Origin of the sequence: Flavobacterium sp. PL12, assembly GCF_039123485.1 — a bacterium.
Taxonomy (GTDB): domain Bacteria; phylum Bacteroidota; class Bacteroidia; order Flavobacteriales; family Flavobacteriaceae; genus Flavobacterium; species Flavobacterium weaverense.
In genome coordinates this window covers 16,941-33,615 of sequence record NZ_JBANDI010000032.1, presented here as the reverse complement: position 1 = coordinate 33,615, position 16,675 = coordinate 16,941, and the positions used below count along the sequence as shown (strand labels likewise).

General features: G+C 34.6%; 9 protein-coding genes and 2 tRNA genes. 4 read left to right on the top strand and 7 right to left on the bottom strand.

Annotated features, from left to right (window positions below):
* Positions 1–454: 454 nt before the first annotated feature.
* From RCH19_RS13375 to dnaE, 7 genes are all read right to left on the bottom strand, one after another.
* Positions 455–531: transfer RNA gene (locus RCH19_RS13375), tRNA-Asp, on the bottom strand.
* 248 nt (positions 532–779) lie between these two features.
* Positions 780–853: transfer RNA gene (locus RCH19_RS13370), tRNA-Asp, on the bottom strand.
* Between the two features lie 86 nt (positions 854–939).
* Positions 940–1,866: a DUF58 domain-containing protein gene (locus tag RCH19_RS13365; RefSeq protein ID WP_343023638.1), complete on the bottom strand. Its 927-nt coding sequence runs from the start codon at positions 1,864–1,866 to the stop codon at positions 940–942.
* Complete coding sequence (locus tag RCH19_RS13360; protein ID WP_343023637.1) at positions 1,863–4,433, bottom strand: M1 family aminopeptidase; 2,571 nt, start codon at positions 4,431–4,433, stop codon at positions 1,863–1,865. The genes RCH19_RS13365 and RCH19_RS13360 overlap by 4 nt, the downstream gene beginning before the upstream one ends.
* A gap of 94 nt (positions 4,434–4,527) precedes the next feature.
* Positions 4,528–4,845, bottom strand: coding sequence for a thioredoxin (gene trxA, locus RCH19_RS13355; RefSeq protein ID WP_073205221.1), 318 nt, complete (start codon positions 4,843–4,845; stop codon positions 4,528–4,530).
* A gap of 309 nt (positions 4,846–5,154) precedes the next feature.
* Entirely contained in the window at positions 5,155–6,096 is a 942-nt protein-coding gene (locus RCH19_RS13350) for an outer membrane beta-barrel protein (RefSeq protein ID WP_343023636.1), read from the bottom strand.
* A gap of 166 nt (positions 6,097–6,262) precedes the next feature.
* Complete coding sequence (gene dnaE / locus RCH19_RS13345) at positions 6,263–10,813, bottom strand: DNA polymerase III subunit alpha (protein WP_343023635.1); 4,551 nt, start codon at positions 10,811–10,813, stop codon at positions 6,263–6,265.
* 682 nt (positions 10,814–11,495) lie between these two features.
* Here dnaE and leuC point away from each other — a divergent pair.
* The 4 genes from leuC (at position 11,496) to leuB (ending at position 16,491) form a co-directional block, all read left to right on the top strand.
* Complete coding sequence (gene leuC, locus RCH19_RS13340; RefSeq protein ID WP_343023634.1) at positions 11,496–12,890, top strand: 3-isopropylmalate dehydratase large subunit; 1,395 nt, start codon at positions 11,496–11,498, stop codon at positions 12,888–12,890.
* 196 nt (positions 12,891–13,086) lie between these two features.
* Positions 13,087–13,683: a 3-isopropylmalate dehydratase small subunit gene (gene leuD / locus RCH19_RS13335; protein ID WP_343023633.1), complete on the top strand. Its 597-nt coding sequence runs from the start codon at positions 13,087–13,089 to the stop codon at positions 13,681–13,683.
* A gap of 96 nt (positions 13,684–13,779) precedes the next feature.
* Positions 13,780–15,330, top strand: coding sequence for an alpha-isopropylmalate synthase regulatory domain-containing protein (locus RCH19_RS13330; RefSeq protein WP_343023632.1), 1,551 nt, complete (start codon positions 13,780–13,782; stop codon positions 15,328–15,330).
* 99 nt (positions 15,331–15,429) lie between these two features.
* The gene (leuB, locus tag RCH19_RS13325; protein WP_343023631.1) at positions 15,430–16,491 is read left to right on the top strand and encodes a 3-isopropylmalate dehydrogenase; all 1,062 of its coding nucleotides are present in this window, start codon (positions 15,430–15,432) and stop codon (positions 16,489–16,491) included.
* Positions 16,492–16,675: the final 184 nt, after the last annotated feature.

Below are 16,675 nucleotides of genomic sequence, written 5' to 3'. Positions count from 1 at the left end.
AATTTAGAGGAGTGAGAAACATAGAATTTTTCCTGTTTAGACTAACGAACATATATGCCTAATTTTTGCTACTCCACAGGTTTTCGTTATGATCCATTCTAATTCTAGCCCTCGTTAGGGATAGCAGCGGATAGCCCACAGCAAAGTGAAGTGAAACGAAACTTTGCGAGGACTTGAAGCGAATAGCCCGACCCTTTATAAAAAAAAGAGCCTGTTACCCCAAAAGGCAACAGGCTCTTTTTTTATAAAGGGTAACGCCCAAAGAAACATCTAGCCTAATGGAAATGTGTTTAAAATTGAATTTTAATAAATCTTCAAGAAGAAGTTATCAAAACGAAAACGCAATTTTACACAATTAGCTTCTCAATAACTACGACAGCATCAATCTTGTTTTTTAATTCGAAAGTATTAAAATAAAAAAAGTCTTTCTGTTACGAAAGACTTTTCTAAATACTGGCGGTCTGGACGGGACTCGAACCCGCGACCCCATGCGTGACAGGCATGTATTCTAACCAACTGAACTACCAAACCAATATTTTTAACCTGAAACCTTATACTGATGAAATTAAAATTTACTGGCCAATAAATAAATATCAACTATTAAATAAAATTCCTTCTTCTTAAATCAAAAAAGCTATTCGCCGAAGCGAAAAGCTTTTCATTGGTCTAACTACTAAACCCGCTACGAGTTACAAATTCGCAGCAAACAACACAACTAACGTTAAAAACCTTATGGGGCAAAAAAGCCTTTCTGTTACGAAAGGCTTTCCCCAATATTGCGGTCTGGACGGGACTCGAACCCGCGACCCCATGCGTGACAGGCATGTATTCTAACCAACTGAACTACCAAACCTCTGCGTTATTGCGGTGGCAAAGATACGATAGATTTCCGTTTACGCAAGTGTTTATTTGAAAAATAATTAATAAATTTTCATTCTATTAGCCAAAGTTTTGTTTTTCAACTAAGTATGTCAAAAGTATTTTTTCAAAACTTTCATCGATACTTACCGGAACATACTTAATTCTATTTTGAGAACAGGTTAAAGCCAACTTTTTAAAGTATTTTTCAACCTCATTTTCGTATTCTTGCTTCACATTATCAGCAAAAACAGCGATTTCTTCGCCAGTTTCTACATCAATGAACTTTCTAGGCGCATTATCGAAGTCAAAATTCAGTTCCGTTTTAGCATCGACCACATGAAACAAAACAACTTTATGCTTATTATGCTTTAAATGTTGCAAGGCGTTAAATAGTTCCTCTTCATTCTCTGCCTGAAACATATCAGTAAATAAAATGATCATCGAGCGACGGTGAATTTTCTCTGCTATTTGATGTAAGAATGTAATTGTGTCTGTGGACTTTTGATTGTCAGTCTTTAATAACAATCCTTCAAGCGTATTCAAAATCATTCTGTGATGGCGATCGCTACCTTTTTCAGGCGCATAATATTCGTAAGTATTTGAAAAAACACTTAAACCCACCGCATCACGTTGCTTTTTCAATAAGTTCATTAATACTGCAGCTGCTAAAACAGAAAATCCAATTTTATTTTCAAAAAAATTTTGACCTTCTTTCAATTTAGGATAATGCATCGAGGAAGAATTGTCAATAATAATATGACAGCGTAAATTAGTCTCTTCTTCATATTTCTTAGTAAATAGACGATCCGTTTTGGCAAATAGCTTCCAGTCAATATGTTTTGTGCTTTCGCCAAGATTATATACTTTATGCTCCGCAAATTCAGCTGAAAATCCATGAAATGGACTTTTATGCATTCCAGAAATGAAACCTTCAACAACTTGATTTGCTAATAATTCAAGATGCTGAAAACTCGATATTTTTTCTATTTGCGATTCTATTTTCATTCTGCTTCTTTTTTAATGATTTGAGCGCGTGATAAATTGTCGGTTGCTTGTAGCAACTTCCTTTTTAATATCGGACTGAAGTTAGGATTTTCTTTTAAAAAGTCAACCACTACTTCATAAGCATCTACCGAAGAATATTTCCCCACACTGTTTACTAACCAACCTTTAGGAAAGAAAATATCTCCTGTAAGCTGAACCTCTTCAATCATTTCCAAGCCTTGTTTTAAATACTTCTTTGAAATTTCTTGACGTAAAGGGTGATGAATGTTAGCTAAAGCTACTTGGACCCAGGCTTCCTTCTCTCTATTTTTCTGCGATTTTAGCGAAGTCATAAAATCATCTCTTACATTTATATCATTTGATATCGAAGGAAGTAAAAAATCAAAACGCTTGCGCTTATCAGCACTAGTTATAGATTCCCTTGTTTTTTTAAGAACCTCATCCGATTTATAATATTCATAAATCGCTAAATCCATAGCCATGTTGATATAATCATCTTCATTTAATTTCAAATTTGGAATTGAGATCTCTTTTTTCCAAATTTGGTATAACTTATCGCTAGCTGATTTAGAATAGGCCGTACTCTCAAACAAACCAAACAAAGTCTTTTTCACATTTGAAGGCAAACTTGATTCTAGTCTTTTATTAAGTAACAATTCTAATTCGGTTTGAGCGACAACTTGCTGTTTAGGCGTTAGAAAATCCCAAAACAACGAACTTATTTGATTAGACAATAATCTTACAATTAATTCATTTTGCTCTGCGGTAATTCCTTTTAAAAAACTATTGAAAGCCACTACTGGAGGAATTTTACCAATTAATGTGTTTTCATAGACATTAATGTAACTATACGCTCTCGCTACTTCATCCTTTATATTAGGAATTTGCTCTAAATTACTGGCATCAGTTGGAAAAACTCCATAGCCAAAACCATTATAATTATAAATAATTGAAATAGGTTTCTCACTACCAATAGCATCAATTACTTGAGTGTTTCGATCTTTAACATTAATTTTTATAGTTTTAACCGTATTTGGGTATACCAAACCTATCTCGAAAATTTGAGGCCATATATTTTTAGAGCCATCTTCCGCTTCTTGGTGAAGTATAAAGTTTTTAATTCGATTTGCATTATCATACTTAATATCATCTGTAAATAGTGGTCGTCCTGATTGATTGACCCATACATCACTCCACTCCTTTATATTCACAGAAGTTTCCTTATCTAAAATCTCAACTAGATTTTCCCAATCGGCATTTGAATTTGCATAATTGTGAATGTACTTCTGAATTCCTTTTTGAAAATCAACCTTTCCCATCGTTGCTTCTAACTGTCGCATCATAATGGGAGCTTTATTATAAATTATATTCCCATAAAGAGAACCTGCATTTTTAAGATTTGCTAAATTCTGTCTAATTGGATGAGTACCCTTCGTACGATCTTCATCATAAGCGCTCGAATAATGCGTTGCTAGAAACTGTAAATTGTGGTTAATATCTGGAAACGCAGGATTCATTATTTTATCGGCCATAAAATTAGCAAACACTTCCTTCATCCAAACGTCATTGAACCATTTCATAGTTACCAAATCACCAAACCACATATGAGAACTTTCATGTGCAATTAGTTTTCCTCTACTCAGCTTTTCGCTGTCAGTAGCGCTATTATGTAAAAACAACTTTGATTCTCGATACTGAATAGCGCCTACATGCTCCATTCCTCCATACTGAAAAACTGGAATTGTAGCAAAATCTAATTTTTTAAATGGAAAAGGAAACAGTGTGTATTTTTCTAAAAAAGAGATTGATTGGCGGTGTAAATCGAAAATAGCATCCATACTCTCGTTAATTTTTTCAGCATTATTTTCTCGATACAGCATCGTCATCGGGAAATTATCTACATTTTGAGAAACGTTCTTAAATTCACCCGCTACGAATGAAAATAGATACGTGCTCATCTTATCTGACTTTTCGAATTGATATGTAACATAATCTCCTTTACTCGTCTCTTTATACAATGGCGCTCCTGCTAAAACCGACCATCCTTTTGGCGCCGATATTGAAAGTGTGTAAGTAGCTTTAATATCGGGCTGATCGAAACAAGGAAATAAAGTGCTAGCTCTATCTGGAACTAATAAGGTGTATAAAAAATCATCATTTCTATTTAAAGATAATTCTCCAGCGATGAAATTTACCTCAACAGAATTTTCTCCTTTATTTAAATATTTTTTAGCAATAATTAAGTGCTCTTTTTCGTGTACTACTTCGATACTTTTGCCATTAACTACAACAGAATTTAGATTCTCTTTCTTTTCATTAAAATCTAAATATAAGGGTTGTTCAATATCTTGAAGAGTAACTTTTAACAGTAGCTTAGATAAGATAGGACTTTCTTTTTCTTTTGGAATAGCAAACGACAAATTATAGGATGCTTCAGTAATTTGACTTTTACGATACACAGCCAATTCTTGAGAAATTCCAGCCTCTAAAGCTACAGTCGTTTTCTTAACAGATTGACAAGAAAAAATCATCATAGTAAAACACAATAAATAGGAACTGATTTTCATTTTAATAAAGATTAATATGGGCTAAAAATAAGAAAAGGCTTGACTTTCGCCAAACCTTTTTATACTATTATTGAGAGTACTTAGTTACTTAAAACTACAATAAAGCGTCTAAACTATCTGCGTAAGTTTGTTTAGGAGCTACTCCAACTTGTTTACCTACTACTTCTCCGTTATGGAAAACTAACACTGTAGGTATGTTTCTCACTCCGTATTTTGCAGCAAATTCTTGATTTGCATCAACATCAACTTTCCCTATAACAACTTTTCCTTCGTACTCGCTGCTTAGTTCGTCAATGATTGGACCAACCATTCTACAAGGTCCACACCATGCTGCCCAAAAATCTACCATTACCGGTTTGTCTGATTTCAAAACTACTTCTTCAAAAGTAGCATCTGTTATTGCTAATGCCATATTGTTTTATTTTTAGTTTAAAAGTTTTGATCATATTCAAAACGTAATTACAAATTTAGAAATTAAATACATATCAAACACCATTCAAAAATTAGTTTTAACTATAAATGTATTGACAATCTTTATAAATCAATTTTAATTCCTTTTAGGTTTAACTTTAGGAGCTACTCCCGCTCTGCACTATATCTTTTAATGGCTTTTTACTCGTTCCTCTCAACAAGTGATTAAAAGGATGCCGTTTCGATCAGGGCTAAAAAAAAGAGGCTGCCTAAATAGACAACCTCTTAACAAACCAAATTTATTTTTTTATTATAGACTATATTTCAAACCTAAAGTTAGTCCTAAACCACTAATTCCAACATATGAACTTAGCTCATCCATTGCATCGTTTGGCCTAGTTGTGTCTTTTTGGTCTGGAGTAGCAGTATTAGGGTTAAATAACGGATTATTAGAATTTACATCTAAACGTTTTACATAATTTGAATGAATTTGCGCTTGACTTCTATTCGCCAAAACATCGTTCCCATTTACAGTAAACTCAGTAGTTTCTTTTGTTTTACCATGAACAGTAAAGTTACGGTACTCCACTTCAGCAAAAGCAGAAATATTTTTTCCTAATTTATAAGATGTTCCTAAAGCAGACATAAAACCTACCGTTGGATTTGGCTTCACTTTATCAACACTATGAATTTTACCAAAAGCAGTTGGAGCGCCGGACGGAGCAAAAGCTATCGGTGCATTCGCATCAGAAGTAATTTCTAAATCTCCGTGAACAGGTACTAAAACACCCACTTTAGCATAAGGTTCAAAACCTTTGTGCTCACCTAAAAACAAAACTAATGCAGGAGCTAAATCAAATGCTGTAATTTGACCTACTGATTTAAAATTATAAACACCTGCTGGTGTAATAGGCACATCAGAAACTGTCTGAGCCATAGTTTTGTCAGTACTGTTGTAATAGTTAACACCCATCTCAACACCTAAACGTTGATTAAAACGGTATCCTGCAGTAAATCCAGTTCTAAAACCTTCTCCAAAAGATCCAGTTACACTTTCTTCAGAAATTAATTTTCCTCCTACATACACTTTGCTTAATGCAGCGTTACCTCCTACAGTAGGAAATTCAGTAGCAGCAGTCTGTGTAAAAAAAGATCCGCCTAATTTAAAATACCAGCTTTCGTTTTGGTCAGTTTGCCCCATCATAGTCATAGAGCAAGCCATAAATCCTAATAAAAAAAGATTCTTTTTCATAATAATGTTTTTTGTTTTACACAAATTTAAATGATTTCATCCACAGCTATACCTTATATTGTAAATAAAATAGCTGTAATTAGCTTGTTTTATATGCATGCATATAAAAATCAAGGCTTTACAAGTGAAAATTTAACATTTGGAAAATAAAAATTTCCAAATTAATCTAATTTAACTTGAAGTTTATTTGCATTTTTTCGAGCTCCATCAGCAATTCGTTCGAAATTTTAATTTTTAGTCTTCTACTCGGCATTGTTAATTTAGTGACCACTTTTATTTCCTCTACCTCTTCAACTTTTGCTTTAACCACTGATTCTGAACCCATCATTTCATCACCCTCTATATCTGAGTCTTCATTTTCATCAATAAATACCTCTTCTTCATTTTCAGATTCTATTGGCGCAACTTCAACTAAACGTTTCGTTTTCTCGATTTCCATAATTTCGAAAGCAACGGTATTATCCCCTTTATTTTCCTGAAAAAGATGACTTAACTTATGAATAAATTCTGCTTCTAAGTCACTTATGTTAAGTAGTAATATAAGTTTCTTAGCAAAAATACTCAAGACATCCTGCAGTTGCTTCGCGTCAGTAAATTGCATTCTAGGTTCTGATTTTTTACCAGTATCCCTATTTACCCATCCGTCTTTAATTAATATTTTAAAATAAACGAAATTATTAGGAAGCAGGAAGCGATGGAAATTTAAATACTCTTCATTGAATATTTTAAATTCAAAACTTTCGTCAAAACCTTCAAGATTAAAAATTGCCCATTCCTTTCCGTTCTTAGCAATTCTTCTTTGAACATTTGAAACAATACCACCAAAAGCGAGAGTTTTCCCCACATGCGCTTCCATGTTTTTAAGTGCTTCTAATTTAGAATTACAGAAATACTTCATTTCAAATTTAAAATCGTCCAGCGGATGTCCAGAAATATAGATTCCCACAACCTCTTTTTCTTTAGCGAGTTTTTCCATCGTACTCCAATCTTCGCAGGGAGGAACGATTGGTTCAGCAATTTGGACATCACTACTTTCGCCAAATAAACTCACTTGTGACGAGTTTTCATTCTCTTGATATTTCGAACCATATCGAATCGCTTTTTCATAAAAAGTAATTCCGTCGCCATCATCATGAAAATATTGTGCTCTTGTGGTATTCCCAAAAGAATCAAATCCACCGGCTAAAGCTAAGTTTTCAATTGCTTTTTTATTGGCCGCACGCAAATCAATTCGCTTAGCCAAATCAAATATCGATTTATACTTTGTGTCTTTTCTATTCTCTACAATTGTTGCAACTGCGCCAGAACCAACACCTTTAATAGCTCCCATCCCAAAACGGACTGCATAATCATCATTTACAGTGAATTTATAAAAAGATTCATTTACATCAGGACCTAAAACTTGCAATCCCATTCGCTTGCATTCCTCCATAAAGAAAGAGACTTGCTTGATATCACTCATGTTATTTGACAAAACCGCAGCCATATATTCTGCTGGATAATTTGCTTTTAGATAGGCGGTTTGATACGCAATCCAAGCATAGCACGTTGAGTGTGACTTATTAAATGCATATTCTGCAAACGCTTCCCAGTCTTTCCAGATTTTCTCTAATTTATCTTCAGCATGACCTTTGGCGGCAGCCTGATTAATAAATTTAGGTTTCATTTTATCTAAGACATCTTTTTGCTTTTTTCCCATTGCTTTACGCAACACATCGGCGTCACCTTTAGAGAAATCCGCTAACTTTTGTGACAAAAGCATTACCTGCTCTTGGTAAACAGTAATTCCGTAGGTATCTTTTAATAGTTCTTCACAAGCATCTAAATCGTAAATAATTTCTTCTTCACCATTTTTACGCTTAACAAAACTCGGAATGTAAGCAATTGGCCCTGGACGATACAATGCATTCATCGCAATTAAATCAGGAAAAACCGTAGGTTTCAATTCCTTCATATACTTCTGCATTCCTGGACTTTCATATTGAAAAATACCAACAGTTTCTCCACGTTGAAAAAGCTCATACGTCTTTACATCATCAATAGGAAACGCATCTGGGTCGAGATCAATTCCACTTCTATATTTTACTAATTTTACAGTATCCTTAATTAAGGTAAGAGTTTTTAAACCCAAGAAATCCATTTTTAACAAACCCGCACTTTCTACAACGGAGTTATCAAACTGCGTTACGTACAAATCTGAATCTTTGGCAGTAGCTACGGGAACAAAATCAGTAATGTCACTTGGTGTAATAATCACACCACAAGCGTGAATACCAGTATTTCGTAAGTTTCCTTCTAAAACTTTAGCCTGCTGAATGGTTTCTCCACCAAGATCATCTTCATTAGCAAGACTTATTAGTTCTTTGATATTAATGTATTCCTCAGGACGAACAGCCTTTTTTATTAAGTCTTCTTTCTCATTTAAAAAACGCGCTAAATTCCATTTTGATGGCATCATGCCCGGAATCAATTTGGCAATTTTATCAGCTTCAAACAATGGTAAATCTAATACTCTCGCAGTATCTCTAATGGCAGATTTAGTTGCCATTTTACCATAAGTGATAATTTGTGCTACTTGTTTTGAACCGTATTTTCTAATCACATAATCCATGACACTACTACGACCTTCATCATCAAAATCGATATCAATATCGGGAAGTGACACACGATCGGGATTCAGGAAACGCTCAAAAAGCAGATTGTATTTTAAAGGATCTATATTCGTAATTTTTAAACAATAGGCCACTACAGAACCTGCTGCTGAACCCCTCCCTGGACCAACCGAAACTCCCATGCTTCGCGCCTCAGCAATTAAATCTTGTACAATCAAGAAATAACCTGGATAACCAGAATTTGAAATTGTTAATAATTCAAAGTCAAGTCGTTCTTGAATTTCTTCGGTAATTTCAGGGTATCGCCTATTAGCACCTTCAAAAGTTAGATGTCTCAAATAGGCGTTTTCTCCACGAACTCCTCCATCAACAGCATCTTCTGCAACTTCAAATTCCGTAGGTATTTCAAATTTGGGAAGTAAAACTTCTCTAGCCAAATCGTAAATTTCAATTTTATCTACAATCTCTGAAATATTCGAAATCGCTTCTGGTAAATTATTGAATAGCTGCTTCATCTCGTCTCCCGATTTGAAGTAGTATTCTTGATTTGGTAATCCGTAACGATACCCGCGACCGCGACCTATTGGAGTCGTTTGCTTTTCGCCATCGCGCACACATAGTAAAATATCATGTGCATTCGAATTTTCCTTATCTATGTAAAAGGTATTGTTTGTCGCAACAATCTTAACATCGTGTTTTCTTGCCAATGAAATCAAAGAAGCATTTACTCGATTTTCATCTTCTTGATTGTGACGCATCACTTCAATATAAAAATCGTCTTTGAATTCGTTTTTCCACCAAATTAAGGCTTCTTCGGCTTGGTTTTCACCAACATTCAAAATCTTATTTGGTATTTCACCATATAGATTTCCAGACAAAACGATAATATCTTCTTTATACTTTTGAATAACTTTTCTATCGATTCTTGGTACGTAGTAAAATCCTTCTGTGTAAGCTATGGAGGACATTTTCGCCAAATTATGATATCCTTTTTTGGTCTTCGCCAAAAGCACTATTTGGTACCCATTGTCTTTAACAGACTTGTTTTTATGGTCTTCACAAACAAAAAACTCACAACCTACAATAGGTTTCATAGTAACCTCAGTAGGTTCTTCTCCGTTTTCTACAGCTATTTTATTTTTGGCCTCAGCCGATTTATTATGATATAAAATATCCCGTACAAAGTGAAAAGCGCCCATTAAATTAGCATGATCCGTCATAGCAACTGCAGGCATTTTTTGCTGTGCCGCCGCTTTAACTAGTGCCGCAATGCTAATGGTAGATTGCAATACCGAAAATTGTGTGTGATTATGTAAATGCACAAATTGGGTATCTACCAGTACTTTTTTATTCTCAGAAAGCTCTTTCTTTGAAACTGCTGGCTCTTGCTTTTCCCCAAACTGCTGACGAATTTTCTCCGAAGCTGCCTTAAGATTAATATGTTTTAATCCAATAAGTTTAATCTCACTTGGATTCTTACTTTGGAACTCTTGAAAATAGTTAGCAGGAACATCAAGTTCTTCTTTGGTGAAAATCTCTCTACGAATTAATTCTAAAAAACAACGCGTAGTTGCCTCCACATCGGCAGTTGCGTTGTGCGCTTCGCCAAAAGGTTTGTTAAATAAATAACTATGTAATTCTGTCAGTGTAGGCAATTTGAATTTTCCTCCACGACCTCCAGGCAATTTCAATAAAGAAGCAGTAACCTCTGTACAAGTATCCAGAATTGGCATGGAGCTCATTTGGCTTTCCACTCCCATTCTGTAAAATTCACAGCCCATAATATTGATATCAAAACCTAAATTCTGACCTACAATATATTTGGCTTTACCTAATGCAATATTAAATTTCTCCAACACTTCGGCCAAAGAAATACCTTCTGCTTCGGCTAATTCAGTAGAAATTCCGTGAATACGTTCCGCATCATACGGAATATTAAAACCTTCTGGTTTGACCAAATAATCCTGATGCTCGACTAGTTTACCCATATCATCATGCAACTGCCATGCGATTTGAATACAACGTGGCCAGTTGTCAGTATCAGAAATAGGTGCGCCCCAACGCTTAGGTAATCCTGTGGTTTCAGTATCGAATATTAAGTACATATCTGGAATTGAAGTGTTTGTAATTATTTAAAATCACAAAAATTGAATTTCAAATTTAGGCTTTTTTTACACAAATAAAGACGCTTACTTTTTAATATTGGAAAGAAAAACTACCACTCTTTTTTGTAAAGCATTCTCCTATATTTTTACTCAGAAATTCTTAAAATTAATTCCAGTTTTCGAAATAAAAAGAATAGATCTACTTTTTTTCTAAATTTTGGATGTCGTAATATTTTGTAGAAATTTCTCTCGTTCACCCGGCTTTTATTAAGATAATAATTAGTTTTAATGGGCTTAAAAAGTTACTTCCATATCGTAATTAAATGTTAGTCAAGCACTGATACAATGAAAAATAATCAGACATAGTCATCTTACATTTAATTATTCCTAAAATACACTACTAAATCTTACCTGATATTATGAATTTACTATAATTAAACGATTAACATATAAAACATCATTTCCACACTGACTTTAAAAATGTAATAAACTCAAAAGGCGTTACTGTTACTAAAATGGCAAACGATATGACTATGCTATCGTTTACACTGTTTGGGTATCGTATATAATCAATATTCGAAATTTTCTACTTTATCAATTTTTATAAATTTGCTTCGATTACTATTTTTCCAAAAATCAACTTGGATATTCAAAGAAGAAATACAATAAAAAAACTATTAAAATGAGTACTACATTATTTGACAAAGTATGGGATTCGCATGTTGTGCGTAAAATTGAAGATGGACCAGATGTGTTTTTTATTGACCGTCATTTCATTCATGAAGTTACGAGCCCTGTTGCTTTTTTAGGTTTAAAATCAAGAAATATTAAAGTTTTATATCCAGAACGCACATTTGCGACAGCGGATCATAATACACCAACCATAAATCAACATTTACCTGTTGAAGATCCTTTATCAGCTAATCAACTAAAAGCTTTAGAAGATAACGCTGCAGAATATGGAATTTCACATTGGGGTTTAGGCCATAAAAAGAATGGAATTGTGCACGTGGTAGGTCCTGAAAATGGAATTACACTTCCAGGTGCAACAATAGTATGTGGTGATTCACATACATCTACTCATGGTGCTTTTGGAGCAATTGCTTTTGGGATTGGAACTTCTGAGGTAGAAATGGTAATGGCTACACAATGTATCATGCAGCCGAAGCCGAAGAAAATGCGTATCAACGTAAATGGTAAATTAAGTAAAGGTGTTGGTCCAAAAGACGTTGCACTTTACATTATTTCCAAACTAACAACTTCTGGAGGAACTGGATATTTTGCTGAATATGCAGGAAATGTCTTTGAAGAAATGTCAATGGAAGGTCGTATGACTGTTTGTAATTTAAGTATCGAAATGGGTGCTCGTGGTGGAATGATTGCACCAGATCAAAAAACATTCGATTTCCTTGAGGGAAGATTATACGCTCCGAAAGGAGAAGCTTGGACTAAAGCGGTTGAATATTGGAAAACTTTGAAAACAGACACCGATGCAGTTTTTGATTCTGAATTAAATATTGATGCAGCTGATATCGAGCCGATGATTACTTATGGTACAAATCCCGGAATGGGAATTGGTATTTCAAAAAGTATTCCCAGTGCGAACCAAGTTGAAGGCGGAGCTGAAACCTATAAAAAATCATTAGCCTACATGGGCTTTCAAGAAAATGACGTAATGATTGGTAAACCAATTGATTTTGTTTTCCTAGGAAGTTGTACTAATGGACGAATTGAAGATTTTAGAGCATTTACAGAAATTGTAAAAGGTCGTAAAAAAGCAGATAATGTTACGGCTTGGTTGGTTCCCGGTTCTCACGTTGTAGAAGCACAAATTAAAGAAGAAGGTTTGTTAGACATTCTAACTGAATCTGGATTTGTATTGCGTCAGCCAGGATGTTCGGCCTGTTTAGCGATGAATGATGATAAAGTTCCAGCTGGTAAATATGCGGTAAGTACTTCAAATAGAAACTTTGAAGGCCGTCAAGGTCCAGGTTCTAGAACACTTTTAGCAAGTCCGATTATGGCTGCTGCTGCTGCCGTTACTGGAAAATTAACAGATCCTAGAGAGCTTTTTTAAAAGATTTAAGAATGTAGATTAACGATTTTTGACCCGAGCGCTAGCGAACTGGCGTAGCATTTCAGATTTCGTTAGAATACTAAATTTTTTATTAAATTGAAATTTTACAATATATTACATAAAAAATAGCGATTAAAAATAGGTCTCTTCGCAGAAATTAACAATCTAAAATCGTTAATCTAAAATCAAAAATCAAATGGCATACGATAAATTTAATATCCTTACGAGTAGCGCAGTGCCGTTACCAATAGAAAACGTAGATACTGACCAAATTATTCCAGCTCGTTTCTTGAAAGCGACAGAGCGTGTAGGCTTTGGCGATAACCTTTTCCGTGACTGGAGATACAATGGAGATGATTCTCCAAAAGCAGATTTTGTTTTAAACAACCCAACCTATTCTGGGAAAATCTTGGTAGGAGGGAAAAACTTTGGATCGGGATCCTCTCGTGAGCACGCAGCTTGGTCTGTTTATGATTATGGCTTTAGAGCTGTGGTTTCGTCTTTCTTTGCTGATATTTTTAAAGGAAACTGCTTGAATATTGGTGTTTTACCCGTTCAAGTAAGCTCAGAGTTTTCAGATAAAATATTTGCGGCAATCGACGCTGATCCAAATACTGAATTAGAAATTAATCTCCCGGAGCAAACGATTACTTTAAAAGCTACTGGTGAGAAAGAATCTTTCGACATCAATGGTTACAAAAAGAATAACATGTTGAATGGATTTGATGACATTGATTATTTACAAAATATTAAAGAAGATATTATTGAATTTGCTGATAAGCTTCCTTATTAAAAAAATCTGTAAAAAATTAAATTACTTTTTTACTTTCCTTCTCTTAAATAAATACATCGGTTTTACATTATAAAAATCGATAGCATCTTTACACTAATGAAAAAAAGAAAAATTGAAATAATGGATACGACGCTTCGCGATGGTGAACAAACCTCGGGAGTATCTTTTTCTGCCGCAGAAAAATTAACCATTGCACAATTACTCCTAGAGGAATTAAATATTGATCGAATAGAAATTGCATCTGCGCGTGTCAGTGAAGGCGAATTTTACGGTGTTAAAGGAATTATGGCTTGGGCCGAAGAGAAGGGATACAGCAAGAGAATTGAAGTTTTAACTTTCGTCGATGGAGGTCTTTCCATCGAATGGATGAAGAATACTGGTGCCAAAGTTCAAAATTTACTGACTAAAGGTTCGCTAAATCACTTGACGCACCAACTGAAGAAAACTCCACAACAACATTTTGATGAAATAGCACAAACAATTGCGTTAGCACAACAAAATAATATTGATACAAATGTCTATTTAGAAGATTGGAGTAACGGGATGCGAAATTCGCCAGAATATGTTTTCCAATATTTAGATTTTCTAACAAAACAACCGGTAAAAAGAATTCTGCTACCGGACACTTTAGGAGTTCTTATTCCTTCGGAAACATTTAATTTTATTTCCCAAATTACATCAAGGTATCCTAATACGCATTTTGATTTCCATGCCCATAATGACTACGACTTAAGCATTGCTAATGTAATGGAATCAGTTAAAGCTGGAATTCATGGACTACATGTTACTGTGAACGGAATGGGAGAGCGCGCTGGTAATGCTCCTCTTGAAAGTACAGTCGCCGTTATTAATGATTTCATGCCAGAAATAGAAATGAACGTTAAAGAATCTTCGCTATACTCTGTGAGTAAATTAGTCGAAACTTTTACAGGCTATAGAATTCCAGCAAATAAACCAATTGTAGGTGACAACGTTTTCACACAAACTGCGGGAATTCATGCAGACGGTGACAATAAAAATAATCTTTATTTTAACGATTTATTACCGGAGCGCTTTGGCAGAAAAAGACAATATGCTTTAGGCAAAACATCTGGCAAAGCCAATATTGAAAAAAACCTCCAAGAATTAGGACTGCAATTAAATCCTGAAGATTTAAAACTAGTTACGCAAAGAATCATTGAATTAGGTGATAAAAAAGAAACAGTCACTAAGGAAGATTTGCCTTATATAATATCAGATGTTTTGGACAGTCAATCTTATTTAGAAAAAATTGTGGTTGAATCTTACATTCTATCTCATGCAAAAGGAATGCGTCCATCTACCACTCTATCTTTAAAAATAGACGGTGAAATTATTGAAGAGCATGCACAAGGCGACGGACAATTCGATGCTTTTATGAATGCATTAGCAAAAATTTATAAGACTAAAAATTTAGAGTTACCCAAATTGATTGACTACGCTGTACGAATTCCACCAGGAAGTAGTTCAGATGCACTGTGCGAGACGATAATTACTTGGACAAATAATGGAAAAGAATTTAAAACAAGAGGTTTAGATTCTGATCAAACTGTAGCTGCTATTGTGGCAACACAAAAGATGTTAAATGTGATCCCCTCCCCAACCCTCACAGAAGGGAAGGGAGCCTAAATCAGTTAGACAAATAAAAAAAAATACAAACATTATCCTTTCCCATCTCAGCTCCCCCTCCTTTAGAGGGAGTCGGGCGGAGGAATAAAACTATAAAACATGAAATACACTATTGCACTTTTAGCCGGAGACGGAATTGGACCAGAAGTAATTAACGAAGCTGTAAAAGTTTCGGATGCTATTGCAAAAAAATTCAATCACGAAATTACTTGGACTCCTGCGCTTACAGGAGCTTGTGCTATTGATGCGGTTGGCGTGCCTTATCCTGATGAAACGCATGAAATTTGTATGGCTGCAGATGCTGTATTATTCGGCGCAATTGGTCATCCCAAATATGATAATGATCCATTGGCACCAGTTCGCCCAGAGCAAGGTTTATTATTAATGCGTAAAAAATTAGGTTTGTTTGCTAACGTTAGACCTACATTCACTTTTCCATCTTTGATTGACAATAGTCCATTAAAAAGAGAAAGAATCGAAGGTACCGACTTAGTTTTCCTAAGAGAATTAACTGGCGGAATATATTTTGGAGAAAAAGGTAGAAGAGATGGTGGTGAAACCGCTTTTGACAACTGCGTGTATACGAGAGCTGAAGTGCAACGCTTAGCTAAAAAAGGATTTGAATTAGCAATGACTAGAACTAAAAAATTATGTTGTGTTGATAAAGCAAATGTTCTAGAGACATCACGATTATGGAGAGAAACAGTTCAAGCAATGGAGAAAGATTATCCTGAAGTTACTGTCTCTTATGAATTTGTCGATGCGGTTGCTATGCGTTTGGTTCAATGGCCAAATTCTTATGACGTATTAATAACCGAAAATTTATTTGGAGATATATTAACTGATGAAGCATCTGTGATTTCTGGATCAATGGGATTAATGCCATCTGCATCTGTGGGAGAGCATACGTCTTTGTACGAGCCAATTCATGGTTCGTATCCACAAGCTACAGGATTAAATATTGCTAATCCGCTTGCAACTGTATTATCAGCAGCAATGATGTTTGAGGATGCTTTTGGATTAAAAGAAGAAGCAGAAGCCATTAGAGCTGTAGTCAATAAATCATTAGAACAAGGAATTGTAACCGAAGATTTAGTTGTTAAAGGAGCTAAATCATATTCAACTAGTGATGTTGGAGACTGGTTAGTAGCTAATTTATAAACCAACATACATATAATAATATGAAAACCATTCTATCAAAGGGATGGTTTTTTTATTATTAGCTATTACCACGCTATTAAATCAACTATTTAAATTCTATTAAAGCCACTTACAAATTTGCTAATCTAATAATTATGAAATCAAACTAGAAAAAGAAATATATTCTTAAAGATAAAAAATTTAA

Coding starts and splice junctions, on each gene's coding strand:
- RCH19_RS13365 (WP_343023638.1), bottom strand. CDS start 1,866: ATGAAAATAGAATCGCAAATAGAAAAAATATCGAGTTTTCAGCATCTT.
- RCH19_RS13360 (WP_343023637.1), bottom strand. CDS start 4,433: ATGAAAATCAGTTCCTATTTATTGTGTTTTACTATGATGATTTTTTCT.
- trxA (WP_073205221.1), bottom strand. CDS start 4,845: ATGGCATTAGCAATAACAGATGCTACTTTTGAAGAAGTAGTTTTGAAA.
- RCH19_RS13350 (WP_343023636.1), bottom strand. CDS start 6,096: ATGAAAAAGAATCTTTTTTTATTAGGATTTATGGCTTGCTCTATGACT.
- dnaE (WP_343023635.1), bottom strand. CDS start 10,813: ATGTACTTAATATTCGATACTGAAACCACAGGATTACCTAAGCGTTGG.
- leuC (WP_343023634.1), top strand. CDS start 11,496: ATGAGTACTACATTATTTGACAAAGTATGGGATTCGCATGTTGTGCGT.
- leuD (WP_343023633.1), top strand. CDS start 13,087: ATGGCATACGATAAATTTAATATCCTTACGAGTAGCGCAGTGCCGTTA.
- RCH19_RS13330 (WP_343023632.1), top strand. CDS start 13,780: ATGAAAAAAAGAAAAATTGAAATAATGGATACGACGCTTCGCGATGGT.
- leuB (WP_343023631.1), top strand. CDS start 15,430: ATGAAATACACTATTGCACTTTTAGCCGGAGACGGAATTGGACCAGAA.